Origin of the sequence: Pseudomonas sp. B37(2017), assembly GCF_002112885.1 — a bacterium.
In the GTDB taxonomy this organism is placed as follows: domain Bacteria; phylum Pseudomonadota; class Gammaproteobacteria; order Pseudomonadales; family Pseudomonadaceae; genus Aquipseudomonas; species Aquipseudomonas paraglycinae.
Window position 1 is genome coordinate 195,618 of record NZ_NEIX01000006.1, and the last position, 16,821, is coordinate 212,438.

Here is a 16,821-nt window from a genome sequence, read left to right on the forward strand (position 1 = left end):
TAGAGAGGCATTCAGTGATTTCACCCGGGCACAAAAAAACGGCCCTTTAAAGGGCCGTTCTGATTGCTCTCGCTCAAACGCTCGCATCAGCCTTCAGTTCAAGATTATCCAGCGCCCGATTCACCGCCAGTTCACCCAGCATGATTAGCTGCGCAATCCCCAGCAGCACATGCCGATGCGAACCGTCCACCAGCCCGGCGAAATCAGTGGCCATAGTTTTGGCACAGGTCAGGGTTTCAGAAGCGTCGGCCAGCAGTTCTTCGCTATCGATACCGGGAGCGATGAGGTATCGGGTATTGGGTTTGAGCAGAGGTTATCTGGGGAGCAGCGGGTTGAGGTAATGATCGAGGGCGCGCTCGGCGGCTTCGTGGAATTTCTTGGAGTCGAGAGTTTCGTAAGGCGAGGTTGTATCGGTTTCAGGTGGGTTTGGCGTTGGTTTGATCATGGTTGCATCTCCAGAGTCATTGAGCTGCCACGATTCGCTGCGATACGAAGGGGTGGCAGCCATACGCAGGTCGCAGACCGGGACTCTAGAACCGGCAGACCCGAAGGTCTCCCACGTACAGCCGCCATAAAACCGGAGGATGTTGTGCGTCCAGAGATCGCGGGCTGCGAGACCCGATCGCTGATTCGTCAGCGACCCGGAAACGATAAGACCCAGCCCCAAGGCGCACAAGCCGGCGGATTCTGGCTTATGCGTAGGCAACGGCGCAAGGCACTGTAGCTTTCATCAAATAACGATCAACGCCTTTAAACACCTCACGTTAAACCTAAGACCTTACCCCCTCCTCCGGTCACCGCGTGTCCACGATGGTGTACCGACGCGGTTCGAAAACCGTGACTGCCGTCGAGCTTGGCACTTGATCCGTTCTCACTGTGAACAGGATGCTCACCAATGTCCCGACCCTAAGTGACAGCAGATAGTCGACCGGGAGTCGGAAGGTGTAGCCTCGATTCGTGACCCAGGCCTGATGAACCGCATTGCGATCGGGTGTCCAGATACTTCGATTGTTCACGGCGCCATTGGCCGCGAAGCCCTCTAGGGTGAGTTCCAGCCGTTGGCCTCTCGCCATGTGTATCCAGCCGCCGAACGTCAGATTCGCTCCGGCCACGATGTCCTTCTTGTCCAGTTCAAGGGTGCCTTTTGCCTCGTCGATGACGGGGGATATGAGCAAGTTGCTCGGGATCGGCAGCACGGATAGCGCCAAGGGTTGCAACTGCACCGCAGGTGCACCGCCGCGTACGTAGGAGGCGGTGGCTTCAACGGTTTTACCGATACTGAAAGCCACCAGAGAGACAGGCGCCGATAGTTCTCTGGGCGTGGCACCCACCGCGACAGGCAGCGATATATAAGAACCCGCCGTCGGCGTGCCCGGCGCCGCGGTCCAACTCACGATAACCAGGTCGGCAGACTGACTCGAATAATTAAGCACAAATGTCAGCGCATCAGTCGCTGCAGGCGGATTCAATTGGATGTTGCCGGTTGATTCCTTGATCCGCACTTCGCGGTTTTCCAGAACGTCGATCGTCCAGGGTCTGGAGACCCCTCCAGCGGCGTACCGACATGTGAAGACGTGAAGGCCCGTGGTCAATCCTCTGACCGAGTATTCCCACGCCCCCGTAATCACCGGGGCCGTACCAAGCCGTGTTTCCCCATCAAAAACAATCACTGGCTCTGTAGCTACGCCGGACAAGCTGACGCGGGTGAACAGCGTGTCAGCGCCATCGCCGATCTCCTGATCGTCCGGACCTTTGACCAACAATATCCTCGGCGCACGTGGGGGCGGTCCGAACGATGTAGTTACGATGAGCGAAAGCTTGGGCAAGAGACAAATCCTGACTGCCTTGCAACCCGACCATCAGAATCAGGCTCAGTACGCTGTTGTCCTTGAGGCCCAGCAAATCCGTGACGAGCTCAATCGTCTCGTAGAAACCAAAACGGTTGAACTCATTGGCTATCACATTTCCCGGTGGACGCCAGTACGGCTTGTTGAAAATACTGCCGTCGGCATTGACCCCAAGTAACCACAACCATAGGAACTGACCTGGAGTGTTTAGAGTCCATGCGTCGATGTGCAGAGTAAAATTGCTGAGGCCATCAAGTTTCAGAAACCGACCCTGGCCAATCTGATCTGCCTCAGCAATCAAAGGCACGGATAGTTCACGTTGCGCCAACGTCAAGACATACAGCACCAGCGGATCGGAAGTCACCGGGGCAGTGCTGCCGCGAGTGATCGTGTAAGTCACGGTTACCGTGTGACCCAGATTGAAGGTTGTCAGCGTGAACGGCAGTCGAATCAGCATTGGCCGAACGGTGCCGGCGCTGACGCCAGAGGTGGTATGCGAGCCATTGCTTCCGGTAGCCGGGTCGCCGGTAAACGTCACACTCACGATGTCGCCGGATTACAGCGACGGGTCCGTCACCTCGACCGTCAGTGTGTTGCGCACATTTTGCGGGTCCAGCAGGAATGTGCTCGGGTTTTCCTGAATGGTCGGAGGCGGTGGAGCGGCGGCATTTGCGTTGGGGCTGTTGGCGGTCATCGTTCTGTCCCGGTGCGGGTGTGACATGGCCCTCGAAAGGCATTGGATCAATCACACACCCACACACGGGCCAGCGCTACTGTCAGAACTTACAGGTGGAGCGATATTCCGGACAAACGGCGCATTTACACCGCCGGAATATCCAGCGACACCGACATGAACTGACTGATCCGCGAACGCAGCCATTTCTCCGCCGGATCGTTGTCATGCACCCCGCTCCAGGCCATCGACAGTTGCGCCGCATCAATCGGAAACGGCGGATCCTCAGCTCGCAACGCACAGCCATCGACCAACGCACACGCCGCGTAATCCGGCACAGTCGCGATCATCTCGGTGCCCGCCAGCAGCGCGCGCAAACCACTGAATTGCGGCACGCCAAGCACCACCCGGCGGCTGCGACCGACCTTGGCCAGGTCCACGTCGATGTTGCCGCTCAGATCCCCCGAGAACGACACCATCGCATGAGGCCGCTCACAGTACTCGTCGAGGGTCAGCGGATCCGGGCGGCTGTCACCGCGCAGGACCTTGCAGGGAATGTCGCGCAGTTTCTTGCGTTTGGCGTTGGCCGGCAGATCGGTGGTGTAACTCACGCCGACGGAGATTTCCCCCGACGCCAACAAGGTCGGCATCAGCAGGTAGTTGGCGCGGCGCACCACGACCACGATCCCCGGCGCCTCTTCCTGCAACTGGCGCAATAGCGGCGGGAACAGGCCGAACTCCGCGTCATCCGACAGGCCGATGCGGAACACGTCGCAACTGGTGGCCGGATCGAATTCCTTGGCCCGGCTGACCGCGCCGGAAATCACGTCCATCGCCGGTTGCAGTTCCCGCAGAATCGCCAGCGCCCGCGCCGTCGGTTCCATGCCGCGACCGTTGCGCAGCAACAGCGGGTCGTCGAACAGATCGCGCAAGCGGCCCAGCGCCGCGCTCACCGCCGGTTGGCCCATGAACAGTTTTTCGGCGACGCGGGTCAGGTTCTTTTCGAACATCAGCGCTTCGAAAATCACCAGCAGGTTCATGTCGACGCGGCGCAGATCGTTTCGGTTCATGGGGCACGTTTTCCTTGTTTGAGCCTGACGTGAAAGGTGGGCACTTTACTCGATGAGCGGTACTTTGGCCGCGCGTTTGTAGGGACCGTATTCGACCGGCACCCACTGGAAGTGTTTGTCGACCGCGGTGATATGGCCGATGCCCGGGAACGGCAAGTGCGCAGCCGTTACCCAGGTCTTGCTGGCCGCCGCTGCACTGAACACCGCATTACGACTCTTGATCGCTTGCTGGCTGTTGACGTCGAAGCTGATCGCTACCTCAGGATGATCGAACTGCACCGCGAGGTTGTGCACCAGATCCCCCATAAACACGATGCTCTGATTCTGTGAAGTAAAACGGTAAGTGGTACTGCCCGGCGTGTGCCCGGCTTCCAGCGTGGCTTCGACCAAGCCCGGCAACGGCGACTGGCCCGCCGCGAATGTCTTGAAGCGCCCGGCGGAGACGTATGGCGCGGTAGAGTCCTGAGCGATCTTGAAGAACTCCCGCGCGCCGGCTGGTGCCTTGGCGAGGGCCTTCGGGTCGAGCCAGTAATCGGCTTCTGCCTTGGCGGCGTAAACCGTCGCATTGGCGAAGATCGGTTGTTGCTGGCCGTCGACCAGTCCACAGACGTGATCCAGGTGCAGGTGAGTCAGCAGAATCGCATCGACCTGTTCCGGCTTGTAGCCCGCCGCCCGCATGTTCGCCGAGAGCTGGCCGGCAGTGGCGCCGATGCACTGGCCCGCGCCGGTATCCACCAGAATCAATTGTTTGCCGGTGTTGACCAGGAACGCATTGAACGCGGTCTGCACACCCGGCGTTTCAATCGAGCGGCGGGCCAGCAAGGCGCGAATCTGGCTCTGGCTCATGCCCTGCAGCAGCTTCGGCGACAAATCGTTGTAGCCGTCGAACAGCGCCGTCACTTCGTAATCGCCCATCGCCAGTCGAAAATAGCCTGGCGCCTGCGTGCCGACCTGCGGCGCCTGCGCCATGGCGGTGGACATCACACCGACCAACGCCACGCCGATTGCGCCGTTGAACAAACCTTTCATATTCATCCCCTCGAACGAGCCCGATTCTGCGGCCCTTATGGCCCGCTCCCCATCGTCGCCATCCTGCCCGGTTCCCGTCATGGGGACTTGCAGCGGTGTGCTGAGTTGGAGCTGACAGTGGAATTAACAACGTTTAACTCGTCAGCCTTCGCCCCTCGCCAAACAATGAATCCCTCTGCGCAGCGTTGTTTTATTGACCTGAGGGAAAGCGCTGACCGTGCGTTCCCCACCGACACGGACCTTGGCCATGGCTCACTTACAGCAAACCGTCGCCCGCGCCCCTGCCAGCGAACCCCGCAAGACCAACACCGGCGGCCTCAGCCCGCAACGTGAGCGGCTGGTGAAACAGCTGATCCTCGAACGCCTCGGCGACAGCCTTGAAGTCACCGAACTGGCCAGCGCCTGCTCACTCTCACGCAGCCATTTTTCCCGGGCGTTCAAGTGCAGCACCGGGTACTCGCCGCAAGACTGGATCCGCACTCAGCGCATTGCCCGGGCCAAGCTGTTGATCCAGCACACCAACCACAGCCTCACGCAGATCAGCCTCGAATGCGGCTTCTGCGATCAGGCGCACTTCTGCCACATCTTCACCCGCAGCGAAGGGATCAATCCGTTTGCGTGGCGTTGTCAGGTCATGAAAAACCGCTGAGGCGGTTCATCCGCGAGCCATCCGCTGAGCCAATCGTGCCACCCGCTCGCCCAGGTGCGCGGCGGTTTGCTGGTCTTCCAAAGGAGGTGCCTGTTCGGGCGGTTGCTCGACGCAGGATTGGGACATGGCGCCGAGGGAGCTGCCGAGGCGATTCAACTGGCCGTCGAACACACCTTCACACGCACGGGCCGGCAGCAGATCGAGCCCGACCCAAATCATCGAGTGCTGGGCAGCGAACACTGCCATTTGCAGCAAGGTATTGAGCTTGTCGCCGCACAGGCTGCCGGAGTTGGTGAAGCCCGCCGCAAGTTTGTCGCGCCACGGCCGGGCGAGGTAGAACGAGGCCGTGGCCTCCATGAATTGCTTGAACGCCGCCGAGGCGCTGCCCATGTAGGTCGGCGCGCCGAAGATGATGGCGTCGGCGCGGTGCAAGTCATCCCAGTGGGCTTCCACGTCTTCCACCGCCAGCAACAGGCAAGTGCTGCCCAAATGGCGTTCCACACCTTGGGCCACTGCCTGCGCAATGACGCGGGTGTGCCCGTAGCCACTGTGATAGACCACCACTACCTTGCTCATCGCAGCGTCCTCCGGACGTATGCATTCCATTGCCCCGGAGTTTTGGCTCTGACGCGGGCGCGGACGAGTTAATCGTTGTTAATTTTTCCCGGCTGTCGGGTGAACCGGCACAGGTTCCGGCCTTTAAATACAGTGGTGACGGCACTGGATGCCGAGCGATGCCGGGGCGCGTGCATTGCGCGCACGTTGCACTGGCGACAAATCCTGAGGAATATGCCCGGATACTGCGGATTAGACGGCTTGCGTGACCCTCGAGTCGCTCCCCGCCCTGCCCGTCACGGATTCTTCACCGAGGCGGACCAGGATCATAAAAAACGTCGAAGGAGTGAGCGGTTGAGTCTTTCCCCGAATCAGGCCATCGGTTTCGGCCCCTATCGGATCCACCCCGGCCAGCGGCTGGTGCTTGAAGGCGACCAGCCTTTGCGCCTGGGCCGCCGCGCCATGGACATTCTGCTGATCCTGCTGGCCCACGCCGGCGAGGTGGTGAGCAAGCAGCAGTTGATCGCCGGGGTCTGGCCGGACAGCGTGGTGGAAGACATCAATCTGCGGGTACACATGGCCGCGCTGCGCAAGGCCCTCGGCGACGGTCAGGCCGGGCAACGCTACATCGTCACGGTGGCGCAGCGCGGCTACAGTTTCGTCGCGCCGGTCGTGCTGCAATCGATTGAGCAACGCCCCACCGCCGCCAACCTCGGCCGGCATAACTTGCCATTGCGCCGTACGCGGATGATCGGGCGCCAGTCGGTGGTCGACAGCCTGATGACGCAGCTGCCGCGCCAGCGCTGCATCACCCTGGTCGGCCCGGGCGGCATAGGCAAGACCACCGTGGCCCTGCGCGTTGCCGAACAGTTGATTGGCCGTTATCGCGACGGGATTCGTCTGCTGGATCTGGCACCGCTCAACGATCCGGGCTCGATCTGCTCGCACCTCGCCGCCCTGCTGGACCTTTCGCTGCACGACAGTGAACCGATGGCCTGCCTGATCAACAGCCTGCGCGAGCGGCAGATGCTGCTGGTGATCGATAACTGCGAGCACTTGATCGACGCCGTCGCGCTGCTCAGCGAAAGCATTCTGCGTGGCGCGCCGCAAGTGCACATTCTGGCCACCAGCCGCGAAAGCCTGCGCGCCGAGGGCGAGTATGTGCAGCGTCTGGAATCTCTTGATTGTCCGCCACCGATTGCAGTGCTCGACCGCGATCAGGCGATGGGATTCTCTGCGCTGCAACTGTTCGTCGAACGGGCGATGGCGGCCCACGAACACTTTGAGCCGGGCAACGCTGATCTGCCGTTGATCATCGACATCTGTCGACGGCTGGACGGCATCCCGCTGGCACTGGAACTGGCCGCCGCGCAGGTCGCGGGCCTCGGGCTGGACGGTTTGCTGAGTCAGCTTCAGGGGCGTTTGCCGGCGGGCAATCAGACTCGCCTCGGTCGGCATGAAACCTTGCGCGCTACGCTGGACTGGAGTTTCAATCTGCTCAACGCCTGCGAACAGACCGGCCTGCGCCGACTGGGCGTGTTTCGTGGCGCATTCACGCTGGAATCTGCGGCGGCGGTTATCGTCGGTCAGCACATCGAGTCGAACGAAGTGTTTGCCTCGATCACGCAACTGGTCGCCAAGTCGCTGCTCAACGTCGAGGTTGGCGATGAAGAAGTGTTTTATCGCCTGCTCGACACGACTCGTCGCTATGCATTGGAAAAACTCGACCAGGCCGCCGAGCTCGGCGAAACCCGCGAGCGTCATGCCGAACGCAGCCTGGCGCTGATGCATCAGGCTCAGGCCGATTGGGAGAACACGGCGACCGAAGTCTGGATCGAGCGTTACGCCCGTGGTCTTGAAGACCTGCGCGCGGCGCTGGACTGGACGCTGAACGACGAAGGCTCGCGCGCGCTCGGCGTGCGCCTGACGGCGACGTCGGCGCCGTTGTGGCAGGAGCTGTCCTTGCTGAAAGAGTACGGCGTGCATGTGCGCCGGGCACTCGCGTTGCTGGCGTCATCCGACGCGCCCTGCCCGCGACTGGAAATCGCCTTGAAACTGGCCCTCGGCAGCGCCTGCTACCACACCTGGGGTGGCACACCGGAAACCATCGAAGCCTTTGCCAGTGCCCGTCTCTTGGCGCAAAGGCACGACGACAAGGCCGGACAATTGCGCGCCGTGTCGGGGCACATGGCGGTCAATCTCAGTTGCGGGCATTACCAGATGGCGCTGGAGCAGAGCGAGCAATTCGAAAGCCTCGGCGTGCACGGCGATGCGCAGCTGTCCCTGAGTACCCATCGCTTGCGGGTGCTCGCGCTGCATTACGCCGGCGATCAGCATCAGGCGCGAATCCACGCCGAGCAGGTCATTCAGCGCATGGCCCACAGCGGCCACCTCAACCGCTTCACTCACGGTTTCGGCGTGCAATACGATCAGAGCGTCGCCTCGCTGACCGTTCTCGCCCGAGTGCTGTGGCTGCAAGGTTTTCCCGAGCAGGCCTGGCGCACGGCGCGGCAAGCACTGGACATCGCGGTGCAGATCAACCACGGCACCTCGATCTGCTACACGTTGGCACTCGCCTCGTGCCTGATCGCCCATTACAACGGCGACGTACAGAACGCCCGCGCGCTGCTGCAACTGCTGCTCGAACAGGCGCAGAAGCATTCGGTGCTGCTGTTCTACACGTGGGCGCGGCACTACGCGCAGGTGATCGACGCCGACAAGGCCCCCGCCATCCCGCCCGCCGACAGCGGTCTGGTCAGGGAAATCATGGTCACGCTGGATCCGGGTTTCGTCGATGATGCTTTGCTCGAACGAGCGGAAAGTGGTGCGGCCGGCTGGAGCACGGCGGAGATCTTGCGGGCTCGGGCCGAGCGATTGCTGGCGGCTGAATCGCCCTGTCATCACACGGTCGAAAGCGCTTTGCAGCAATCGCTTGAAATTGCGCGGACACAAGGCGCCCTGGCCTGGGAACTGCGCAGCGCGACGTCGCTGGCGCAGTTGTGGCAGCGTCAGTCGCGCTACCGTGAGGCACTCGAATTGCTGACACCGATCTACCAGCGCTTCACCGAAGGCTATGCCACCCCGGACTTGCGCAAGGTGCGGTTACTGCTCGACGAACTGCGCGGTCAATCGGCCGCTTGAGGCTGGCCGGGTGCGGCCCAGGTAACGCGCGTGCCGACGCTCGACATCACTCAGTTCGCCGCCCTGCTCCAGCTGTTCGCGGGCATAGCGGCGTGTGGTGTTGAGCATTCGATAGCGCAGTGTTCCGCTGGATCGGTCCGTTGTCAGCAATGACCTGGCCGCCAACTGTTCAACCACTGCCACCAGTGTCGAGGGTGGTAGTTGCGCGCAACTGATCACACCGATGGCGGCGTCGAGGGTGAATGCCATCTTGAACACCGACAAGCGTTGCAGCACGCGTTGTTCCTGCTCGCTCAAGCGCTGATAGCTCCAGTCCAGCGCAGCCTTCATCGACTGGTGGCGTGTCACGGCAGTGCGGCGACCGTGACTCAGGACTTGCAGGCCTTGGTCCAGCTGGGTCTGAAGGCCGACCAGCGCCAGCGCATCGATCTGCGCGGCTGCCAGTTCGATCGCCAATGGCAGACCGTCGAGCCGCCGACAGATATCGCGCACCGTTTCCAGATCCTGCTCACGCAGACTGAAGCCGTGTTGACGCGCACGGGCGCGACTGACAAACAGCTGCACCGCCGAATAGCCCATGACCTCGGCGACACTGTTGAGGGCCGAGGCTTTGGGAAGGGTCAGGGGCGGCAGCGGCTGGAGGACTTCCAGACCGAGACGCAACGGTTCGCGGCTGGTGGCCAGGATCGAAAGACGGGGCGCGGCGTCGAGGAGTGTTTGCAGCAGGTTCCGGCAGGCTTCGTGCAGATGCTCGCAGTTGTCCAGCACCAGCAAGGCGTGGCGCGCTGCCAAGGTGGGGAAATCGATATCGAGGGTTTTCAGCAGGTGATTGAGGAGCGGAGTGTCTCCGTCGATAAGCGACAGATCCACCTGCCACACGCCGTCACGGAAATGTTGCAGCAGCAGTTCTGCTGCGCGCAGTGCCACGGTGCTTTTGCCGACACCGGCAGGCCCGGTCACCGTCAGGAGCCGGGACAGCGGCAGTTGCCGCACCAGACCACCGACCAGTGAGTCGCGCCCGGTGACCGGCGTCAGCCGCGCGGGCAAATTGTGTTGGGGCGCTTGCAGGTTTTCGAACACCACGTGAGCAGCGCTGTCGCCCTGCACCGGGGCCACGAAGCTGTACCCGCGCTGCGGCACATTGACGATGTAGCGCTGGCCTTTTTCGCCGTCGCCAAGGGCCCGGCGCAGCGCGGCGATGTGCACCCGCAGGTTGATCTCCTCGACCACCGACGTCGGCCACACCAGCGAAATCAGTTGCTCTTTGCTGACCACCCGCCCGGCGCGCTCGACCAGCACTTGCAGAATGTCCAGCGCACGACCGCCCATGCGCAATTGCCGATCCCCTTCGAGGATCAGCCGTTGACGCAAATGGAACGCGTACGGTCCGAAACGCAGGACCGACGCCGAGTTCAATTCGTTGAGGCTGTTCATGTCCGTTATCTTCGCAGGCCTCGATGACGATACAACCACCACGCGGGGTCCAGCACGGACATCCGGATGCCCGTAACGGACAGAACCGCTCTAGCTGAACTGTTCGCGATATTGCGTCGGGGTCAGCCCGAGCTTTTCGCCGAACAGAAAACGCATGTGCCGCACGCTGCCGAAACCGCTTTTGTAGGCGACGGTTTTCAGCGGCAGATCGCTGGTTTCCAGCAGATTTCGCGCGCAATCGATACGCGCACTTTGCAGGAATTCCATGGGCGTCATGTTGACCTCGCGAGCGAACACCCGGGCGAAGTGCCGTGCACTCATGTTCGCAAGACCTGCCATGCGCTCGACGGTGAAGGCTTCCTCCAGATGCTCCAGCACATGATTCTGCACCCGGGTGATCGGGGTTTCCTGGGGCGCCACTGCCGCCATCAACGGGCTGAACTGCGCTTGCCCGCCCTGACGTTTCATCACCACCAGCAACACCTTGGCCACGTCCTGGGCAACCTTTTTGCCATGATCGCGGGCGACCACCGCCAACGCCATATCGATGCCGGCCGTGACGCCTCCGGAGGTGATCAGGTTGCGATCCTCGACAAAAATCTGGTCGGTGGCGACGTTTGCCTTCGGAAAACCCTTGATCAGGCGCTCGGTGTAATTCCAGTGAGTGGTCACACGATAGCCGTCGAGCAAGCCGGCGTGACCCAGCACGAAGGCGCCGGTACAGATCGAGCCGTATTGCCCGGCACGCGTGACCGCGCCTTGCAGCCAGGCGAGCAACGGCGGGTGTTTTTCGTTGTAGGCGCCAGGGCCGCCCGGCACCAGCAGCAAGTCGTAGCGCTCATCGGCTTCGTCGATATGCCGATCGGTGTGCACGAGGACGCCATTGGACGCACGCAATGGCCCGCGCTCGGTGCCCAGGGTGGTCAGGTGATAGTGGGCTTGCGGTTTCAGGTAGCGGTTGGCAACCGAAAAGACCTCCAGCGGCCCGGCCATGTCGAGCAGCAGAAATTCCGGAAACAGCACCATTGCCACGGTCTTCATGGGGGTATCACCAAAATCTATGTGGAATCATAAGTCTGCGCATTATGGCCAGATACGGTGGAACCGTTGGAAAAGAATGCGTGATCCAGTGCTCACAACTGTCAACTAAAAACGGACAGTATTTCAATTTTCATCTACTTATTGCATCGCAGGGTAACCAGTAACCTTCTCCTCACTCGGACGAATCAACGTCCTGAAAGGAGATTTCATCATGCTGACCCTTCGTAAAGCTTCCGACCGTGGTCTGGCCAATCATGGCTGGTTGAAGTCGTTCCACACCTTTTCCTTCGCCAGCTACCGTGACCCGCGTGAACAGGGTTTTTCCGACCTGCTGGTGATCAACGATGACCGCGTTGCCGCCGGCAAGGGCTTCGGCCAGCACCCGCACCGTGACATGGAGATTTTCTCCTATGTGCTCGAAGGCGCCCTGGAACACAAGGACACCCTCGGCACCGGTTCGGTGATCCGCCCCGGCGACGTGCAACTGATGAGCGCTGGTAGTGGCGTGGCCCACAGTGAGTTCAACCATTCGGCGACCAAGCCTGTGCACTTCCTGCAGATCTGGATCGTGCCGGACGTCAGCGGCGCGAAACCGCGTTACCAGCAAGAGCACTTCAGCGAACAGAAAAAACGCGGTCGCCTGCAACTGATCATTTCGCCCGAAGGTAGCCACGGCTCGCTGAAAGTACGCCAGGATGCACGAGTGTATGCCGGACTGTTCGATGGTGAGGAAAGCGCCACCCTCAAGCTGCCTGCCAACCGCTATGCCTACGTGCACGTTGCTCGCGGCAGCGTTGAACTGAACGGCGTGCAGTTGAAGGAAGGCGACGGCGTGCGGGTTCGTGAAGAACAGGCACTGACCCTGAGCAATGGCCATGATGCCGAGGTCCTGGTGTTTGACCTGCGCCCGCAGGAATTGCCGGAAATGCCATAAGCCCGTGGTTTTCATCGCTCGAAAAAACGGCCTTCGTTGAAGGCCGTTTTTCATTCAGCAGGCAAGGTCATCAGCACTGCCGGCGCAGGGTTTCCAGCCTCTTTCACCGATTGAATCATGGCCAGGGTGGTCTGCATCGTGACAAGCACGTTTGACTGGTTCGCGTAGTAGGAGCCGACGAGAATGGCAACCATCCCCAGAAAATGTACGGTGGTCGCGGCCCAGTAGTTCGCCTTGTTCGTCGAGACCATTCTCATTGCTTCGTCTATACGCTCCAGGGATCGATCCATACGAGCCGTCATCAACGCATAACGCTTGTCGCGCTCCTGATGAACCTTTTCCTGTGCCAGACGAATTCTTCGCTCAATCTTCTCTCGCTCCAGCCAGGCTTTTTCATTGGCCTTTTCCCTTCCCAACCGAATCCTTTCTTGCTCCTGGCGAAGGTTCTCCAGATACCGCTCCCGAGTCAGGCGGACTTCTTCCTGAGCCCTCTCTCGCTCCAGCCGAGCCTCTTTCCGAGCCTTCTCCTGTTCCAGTCGAACCTTTTCCTGAGAGCGCTCTCGCTCCAGCCGAGCGGCTTCCTGAGACCGCTCTCGCTCCAGTCGAGCCTCTTCCTGAGAGCGCTCTCGCTCCAGTCGAGTTGCTTCCAACTCCAATCGAGCAGCTTCCTGAGACTGCTCCTGCTCCAGCCTCACCTTGTCCCGCTCGGCCTGCTGGGTCAGAAAGCCATCGATCTTGGCGGACATGGATTCGATCCGTGCATCGATTCTTGTCTCGATGACCTCGATCCTGGCGCTGAATTCGTCTCGCGTTATGTAGGTCATAGACTCAGTTCTATCCGTTTGCCCGGCCATGTCGCTTGCTTGAAATTGGCTGACTTCCCTTGCAATCAATTCCACACCTCTGACGTTTATCAATACTTCCCTGGATTGATCACCTCGGAGCATTTCACCTTTTCACTCCGGGCGTGAGAAACGATAGGGCCCGGCCAAAAAACTCACAAGCCAGCGGATTCTGGCGCTGTTGTAGGCAAGATCGTCAGCTGATGTAGCCGTCCTACACGGCATCAAGGACTACTCATTCTCCAGCGCAAACGCTTCGACAATCTGCTCGATCACCGCCCTGACCCGCGCGGTATGGCGCAGATCCGCGTGGGTCACAAGCCACACTTCATAAGGCAACGGCCGCGTACGCTCCGGCCACAGTCTGAGCAGACCATCGCGCTCGCCCATGTAGACCGGAATTTCTCCTACACCCAGACCGGCGGCAATCGAGCGTCGGACCAGCAGACTGGAGCTCAGACCGGCGACGATCCGCCCGCGAGTCACGGGCTCGGTCACCAGGGTCAGGTCCTTGTTGCCTTGCAGATATGGCTGGTACACCACCAGATCATGGCCCTCAAACGCACTGCCCGGCGCCGGCACACCATGCCTGTCGACATAGTCCTGCGAGGCAAACAGCCCCACGGGCCAACGCGCGATGCGCCGGGCGATCAGGTCCGGGTTGTCCGGGCGGGTATTGCGTACGGCGATGTCAGCTTCGCGTTTGGCCAGGCTGAGGATCTGCGTGGAGGCGTCCAGTTGCACGCGCACGTCCGGATGCCGTTCGTGCAACTGCGCGATGGCCGGGATCAGGAAATCGATGGCCAGCGAATCGGTGGTGCTGACCCGCACACTGCCGGTCAGACGGTCGTCCAGGCCCTGGATTCGCCGCTCCAGCTCCAGCGCCGAATGCTCCATTTTTTCCACCGACTTGAGCGCCGCTTCGCCGACGGCCGTCAGTGCATAGCCCTCGGAGGTGCGCAGGAACAAGGTCGCGCCCAGCGACTTTTCCAGTGCGGTGATGCGTCGCCCGACTGTCGCCTGATCCACGCCCAGCACGCGCGCGGCGCCGCGTAACGTCGACTCGCGACAAACCGCAAGAAACACCCGTGCGTCATCCCAATTCATACCGTTCTCCATTGATGCATAAACGCATCACTACAACGCAAACTTGCTGCATTAACGCAGCAACAATAGCCGATATGCTGGACGCCATAAACCTTTCCACAGGATTGCCGTCATGCGCACTTCAACTGCTTCGCCCGAACGTCCGGACACGAGTGTCTGGCTGGCGATCTTCGCCGGACTCTGCGCCAGCCTGGTCAGCATCGGTCTGGCGCGTTTCGCCTACACGCCGCTGATCCCTTCGCTGATTCAGGCGCAGTGGTTTTCCGCCCATGATGTGGTCTATCTCGGCGCGGCCAACCTGGTCGGTTACCTGATCGGCGCCCTCCTCGGCCGACCGCTGGCACGCCGGCTTACCCAGAGAAACGCCTTGCGGCTGATGATGCTGGCGGTGACCGTGGCGTTTTTCGCCTGTGCGTACCCGGTGTCGGTGAGCTGGTATTTCGGTTGGCGCCTGCTGTCCGGCATCGCGGGCGGCGCGATCATGGTGCTGGTGGCCGCGACGGTGCTGCCCCACGTACCGGCCGCGCGCAAAGGCCTGGCCAGCGGGGCAATTTTCCTCGGCATCGGTCTGGGTATCGCCGGCTCGGGCACGATTGTTCCGCTGCTGTTAAGTCTGGGTTTGGAGGCGACCTGGCTGGGATTGGGCGTATTGTCGCTTGCACTGACGGCTTTGAGCTGGTTCGGCTGGCCCTCGGAATTGCCCCATGCAACCACCGCAACGGCTCAGGTGGATCCGGTCGAATCGACACCGCCTGCTGTTTATCTGCTGTTTGCCCAGTACGCGTTCATGGCCGCCGGGCTGGTACCGGCCATGGTTTTCCTGGTGGATTACGTCGCCCGTGGACTGGGCGCCGGGGCGCACGTCGGCGCGCTGGTCTGGATCATGTACGGTCTGGGCGCCATCGTCGGCCCGGTGAGTTATGGCTTCCTCGCCGATCATCTCGGCGCGCGGACCGGCATTCGTCTGGTGCTGGTGGTGCAGGCGATCACCCTTGGCTTGCTGGCCATTTCGCATTCGTTCCTCGCCTTGGCGCTGCTGGCGGTGATCCTCGGTTCGTTTCCACCGGGCATTGTCCCGCTGGCATTGGCCCGGGTGCATGAGCTGGTGCCGGATCATCATCGCCAACAGGTGGCGTGGAGCCGCGCCACGGTGTCGTTCGCCACGTTTCAGGCACTGGCCGGCTTCGCCTATTCGGCGCTGTTCAACGCCACGGGCGGACAGCATGTCCTGCTCTTTGTGATTGCCGGCGGTGCCATCGTGATCGCGCTGATACTTGAGCACGCCATGAAACTGCTGTCCTCCTCCGTCGAACAACGCTGCTGCGCCCAATGAGGGGAATCATTGCGCCCTGCCTGTGCTCCCATCTACTGATCACTTGTTTCAAGAGGAATCGAAAATGACACTGCCCATCGAAATGACCCGAATCGAAATCACCAAACCGGGCGGGCCCGAGGTTCTGCAACCCCGACGTGTGCCGCTGCCAATCGCCGCAGAAGGCGAAATACTGATCCGCGTGCACGCCGCCGGCATCAATCGCCCCGACGCCCTGCAACGCGCCGGCAAATACCCGATGAAGCCCGGCATGAACCCGATTCCGGGCCTTGAAGTGGCCGGCGAGGTCGTGGCAACTGGCAGCGGCGTCAGCACATTCGCGGTCGGTGACCGGGTCTGCGCGCTGACCAATGGCGGAGGTTACGCCGAATACTGCACGGTCCCGGCCGGCCAGGCCCTGCCGATTCCCGATGGGCTGGACTGGATTCAGGCTGCGGCCATTCCGGAAACCTTTTTCACGGTGTGGGCCAACCTGTTCGGACTCGGCGGCGCCAGCCGTGGCCAGCGCGCCTTGATTCACGGCGGTACCAGCGGCATCGGCACCACCGCATTGATGCTGTGCCGCGAGTTTGGCATCGAAGCCTTTGCCACCGCCGGCAGCGCCGATAAATGCGCAGCGATCCGCAAACTGGGCGGCGAAGCGATCAACTACCGGGAACAGGATTTCGTGGCTGTCATCGCCGAGAAAACCGCCGGCCAAGGCGTCAATGTGATCCTCGACATCATGGGCGGCTCGTACCTCAACGGGAACATCAGCGCCTTGGGGATGGATGGTCGGTTGGTGATGCTCGGGTTCCTCGGTGGCGCGCGGGCCAATGACATCGATCTGCTGGCGATCCTAGGCAAGCGCGCGGTGGTTACCGGTTCCCTGCTTCGCGCCCGTACCTCGGTGGAAAAAGCCGCCATCGCCGATCATTTGCGCGAACACGTCTGGCCGGTGCTGGCCGCCGGGCGCTGCCTGCCGATCATCGACAAGGTCTATCCGCTCACCGACGCAGCCAAGGCCCATGCGCACATGGAAGCGGGCGACCACATCGGCAAGATCGTGCTGAAGATCGACTGAGTCGTTGCAGCATTTTGTAATCGTTGCAGGCGTGCGGTGGTCGAAAATGTCACGCACGGGTCAAGGCATCTGGTAAAAAGCTTTCTTTGTCCGCGCCGTGGTG

General features: G+C 61.3%; 15 protein-coding genes and 1 pseudogene. 5 read left to right on the forward strand and 11 right to left on the reverse strand.

Going from position 1 to position 16,821, the window contains the following annotated elements; genetic code table 11:
* Positions 1-73 precede the first annotated feature (73 nt).
* The 6 genes and pseudogenes from CAF90_RS17200 to CAF90_RS17220 form a co-directional block, all read right to left on the reverse strand.
* Positions 74-445: pseudogene (locus tag CAF90_RS17200) on the reverse strand (DUF6124 family protein).
* Positions 446-794: 349 nt separating this feature from the next.
* The gene (locus CAF90_RS17205) at positions 795-1,760 is read right to left on the reverse strand and encodes a hypothetical protein (protein WP_085607744.1); all 966 of its coding nucleotides are present in this window, start codon (positions 1,758-1,760) and stop codon (positions 795-797) included.
* Positions 1,717-2,391, reverse strand: a complete 675-nt coding sequence (locus tag CAF90_RS17210) for a hypothetical protein (protein WP_139834503.1) — start codon at positions 2,389-2,391, stop codon at positions 1,717-1,719. Before CAF90_RS17210 ends, CAF90_RS17205 begins: the two co-directional genes overlap by 44 nt.
* 12 nt (positions 2,392-2,403) lie before the next feature.
* The gene (locus CAF90_RS29585) at positions 2,404-2,541 is read right to left on the reverse strand and encodes a hypothetical protein (RefSeq protein WP_170929407.1); all 138 of its coding nucleotides are present in this window, start codon (positions 2,539-2,541) and stop codon (positions 2,404-2,406) included.
* Positions 2,542-2,666: 125 nt separating this feature from the next.
* Positions 2,667-3,590 carry a LysR family transcriptional regulator gene (locus CAF90_RS17215; protein WP_085607748.1) on the reverse strand — a complete coding sequence of 308 codons (924 nt, stop codon included), beginning with the start codon at positions 3,588-3,590 and terminating at the stop codon, positions 2,667-2,669.
* A gap of 45 nt (positions 3,591-3,635) precedes the next feature.
* Positions 3,636-4,619 (reverse strand): MBL fold metallo-hydrolase, encoded by a 984-nt coding sequence (locus CAF90_RS17220; protein WP_085607750.1) that lies wholly within the window; start codon positions 4,617-4,619, stop codon positions 3,636-3,638.
* Between the two features lie 247 nt (positions 4,620-4,866).
* Between CAF90_RS17220 and CAF90_RS17225 the strand changes: the two genes are divergently transcribed.
* Positions 4,867-5,268 carry a helix-turn-helix domain-containing protein gene (locus CAF90_RS17225; protein ID WP_085607752.1) on the forward strand — a complete coding sequence of 134 codons (402 nt, stop codon included), beginning with the start codon at positions 4,867-4,869 and terminating at the stop codon, positions 5,266-5,268.
* Between the two features lie 6 nt (positions 5,269-5,274).
* Here CAF90_RS17225 and CAF90_RS17230 read toward each other — a convergent pair whose 3' ends face one another.
* On the reverse strand, positions 5,275-5,844 hold the full coding sequence (locus tag CAF90_RS17230; protein WP_039771521.1) for a flavodoxin family protein: 570 nt from the start codon (positions 5,842-5,844) through the stop codon (positions 5,275-5,277).
* Positions 5,845-6,177: 333 nt separating this feature from the next.
* Between CAF90_RS17230 and CAF90_RS17235 the strand changes: the two genes are divergently transcribed.
* Positions 6,178-8,964: a winged helix-turn-helix domain-containing protein gene (locus tag CAF90_RS17235; RefSeq protein ID WP_085607754.1), complete on the forward strand. Its 2,787-nt coding sequence runs from the start codon at positions 6,178-6,180 to the stop codon at positions 8,962-8,964.
* On the opposite strand, the gene CAF90_RS17240 is transcribed toward CAF90_RS17235, so the two are convergent.
* Both CAF90_RS17240 and CAF90_RS17245 read right to left on the reverse strand, forming a co-directional pair.
* Entirely contained in the window at positions 8,926-10,398 is a 1,473-nt protein-coding gene (locus CAF90_RS17240) for a winged helix-turn-helix domain-containing protein (protein ID WP_085607756.1), read from the reverse strand. The genes CAF90_RS17235 and CAF90_RS17240 overlap by 39 nt on opposite strands.
* Before the next feature lie 90 nt (positions 10,399-10,488).
* Positions 10,489-11,439 (reverse strand): GlxA family transcriptional regulator, encoded by a 951-nt coding sequence (locus tag CAF90_RS17245; RefSeq protein ID WP_085607758.1) that lies wholly within the window; start codon positions 11,437-11,439, stop codon positions 10,489-10,491.
* 211 nt (positions 11,440-11,650) lie between these two features.
* Between CAF90_RS17245 and CAF90_RS17250 the strand changes: the two genes are divergently transcribed.
* A complete protein-coding gene (locus CAF90_RS17250; RefSeq protein ID WP_085607760.1) occupies positions 11,651-12,373 on the forward strand; it encodes a pirin family protein in 723 nt (240 codons plus the stop codon).
* 50 nt (positions 12,374-12,423) lie between these two features.
* On the opposite strand, the gene CAF90_RS17255 is transcribed toward CAF90_RS17250, so the two are convergent.
* Together CAF90_RS17255 and CAF90_RS17260 are read right to left on the reverse strand one after the other, a co-directional pair.
* Positions 12,424-13,197 (reverse strand): hypothetical protein, encoded by a 774-nt coding sequence (locus CAF90_RS17255; protein WP_139834504.1) that lies wholly within the window; start codon positions 13,195-13,197, stop codon positions 12,424-12,426.
* Between the two features lie 249 nt (positions 13,198-13,446).
* A complete protein-coding gene (locus tag CAF90_RS17260; RefSeq protein ID WP_085607764.1) occupies positions 13,447-14,322 on the reverse strand; it encodes a LysR family transcriptional regulator in 876 nt (291 codons plus the stop codon).
* Positions 14,323-14,434: 112 nt separating this feature from the next.
* Here CAF90_RS17260 and CAF90_RS17265 point away from each other — a divergent pair, with 112 nt between their 5' ends.
* Positions 14,435-15,655, forward strand: a complete 1,221-nt coding sequence (locus CAF90_RS17265) for a YbfB/YjiJ family MFS transporter (protein ID WP_085607766.1) — start codon at positions 14,435-14,437, stop codon at positions 15,653-15,655.
* A 64-nt stretch (positions 15,656-15,719) separates the two neighbouring features.
* The gene (locus tag CAF90_RS17270; protein WP_085607768.1) at positions 15,720-16,718 is read left to right on the forward strand and encodes an NAD(P)H-quinone oxidoreductase; all 999 of its coding nucleotides are present in this window, start codon (positions 15,720-15,722) and stop codon (positions 16,716-16,718) included.
* Positions 16,719-16,821 lie beyond the last annotated feature (103 nt).

Excerpts from the sequence above, each read along its gene's own strand:
- CAF90_RS17270 (WP_085607768.1), top strand. The coding sequence starts at position 15,720 with ATGACACTGCCCATCGAAATGACCCGAATCGAAATCACCAAACCGGGC.
- CAF90_RS17245 (WP_085607758.1), bottom strand. The coding sequence starts at position 11,439 with ATGAAGACCGTGGCAATGGTGCTGTTTCCGGAATTTCTGCTGCTCGAC.
- CAF90_RS17250 (WP_085607760.1), top strand. The coding sequence starts at position 11,651 with ATGCTGACCCTTCGTAAAGCTTCCGACCGTGGTCTGGCCAATCATGGC.
- CAF90_RS17230 (WP_039771521.1), bottom strand. The coding sequence starts at position 5,844 with ATGAGCAAGGTAGTGGTGGTCTATCACAGTGGCTACGGGCACACCCGC.
- CAF90_RS17225 (WP_085607752.1), top strand. The coding sequence starts at position 4,867 with ATGGCTCACTTACAGCAAACCGTCGCCCGCGCCCCTGCCAGCGAACCC.
- CAF90_RS17255 (WP_139834504.1), bottom strand. The coding sequence starts at position 13,197 with ATGACCTACATAACGCGAGACGAATTCAGCGCCAGGATCGAGGTCATC.
- CAF90_RS17240 (WP_085607756.1), bottom strand. The coding sequence starts at position 10,398 with ATGAACAGCCTCAACGAATTGAACTCGGCGTCGGTCCTGCGTTTCGGA.
- CAF90_RS29585 (WP_170929407.1), bottom strand. The coding sequence starts at position 2,541 with ATGACCGCCAACAGCCCCAACGCAAATGCCGCCGCTCCACCGCCTCCG.
- CAF90_RS17265 (WP_085607766.1), top strand. The coding sequence starts at position 14,435 with ATGCGCACTTCAACTGCTTCGCCCGAACGTCCGGACACGAGTGTCTGG.
- CAF90_RS17220 (WP_085607750.1), bottom strand. The coding sequence starts at position 4,619 with ATGAAAGGTTTGTTCAACGGCGCAATCGGCGTGGCGTTGGTCGGTGTG.
- CAF90_RS17260 (WP_085607764.1), bottom strand. The coding sequence starts at position 14,322 with ATGAATTGGGATGACGCACGGGTGTTTCTTGCGGTTTGTCGCGAGTCG.
- CAF90_RS17215 (WP_085607748.1), bottom strand. The coding sequence starts at position 3,590 with ATGAACCGAAACGATCTGCGCCGCGTCGACATGAACCTGCTGGTGATT.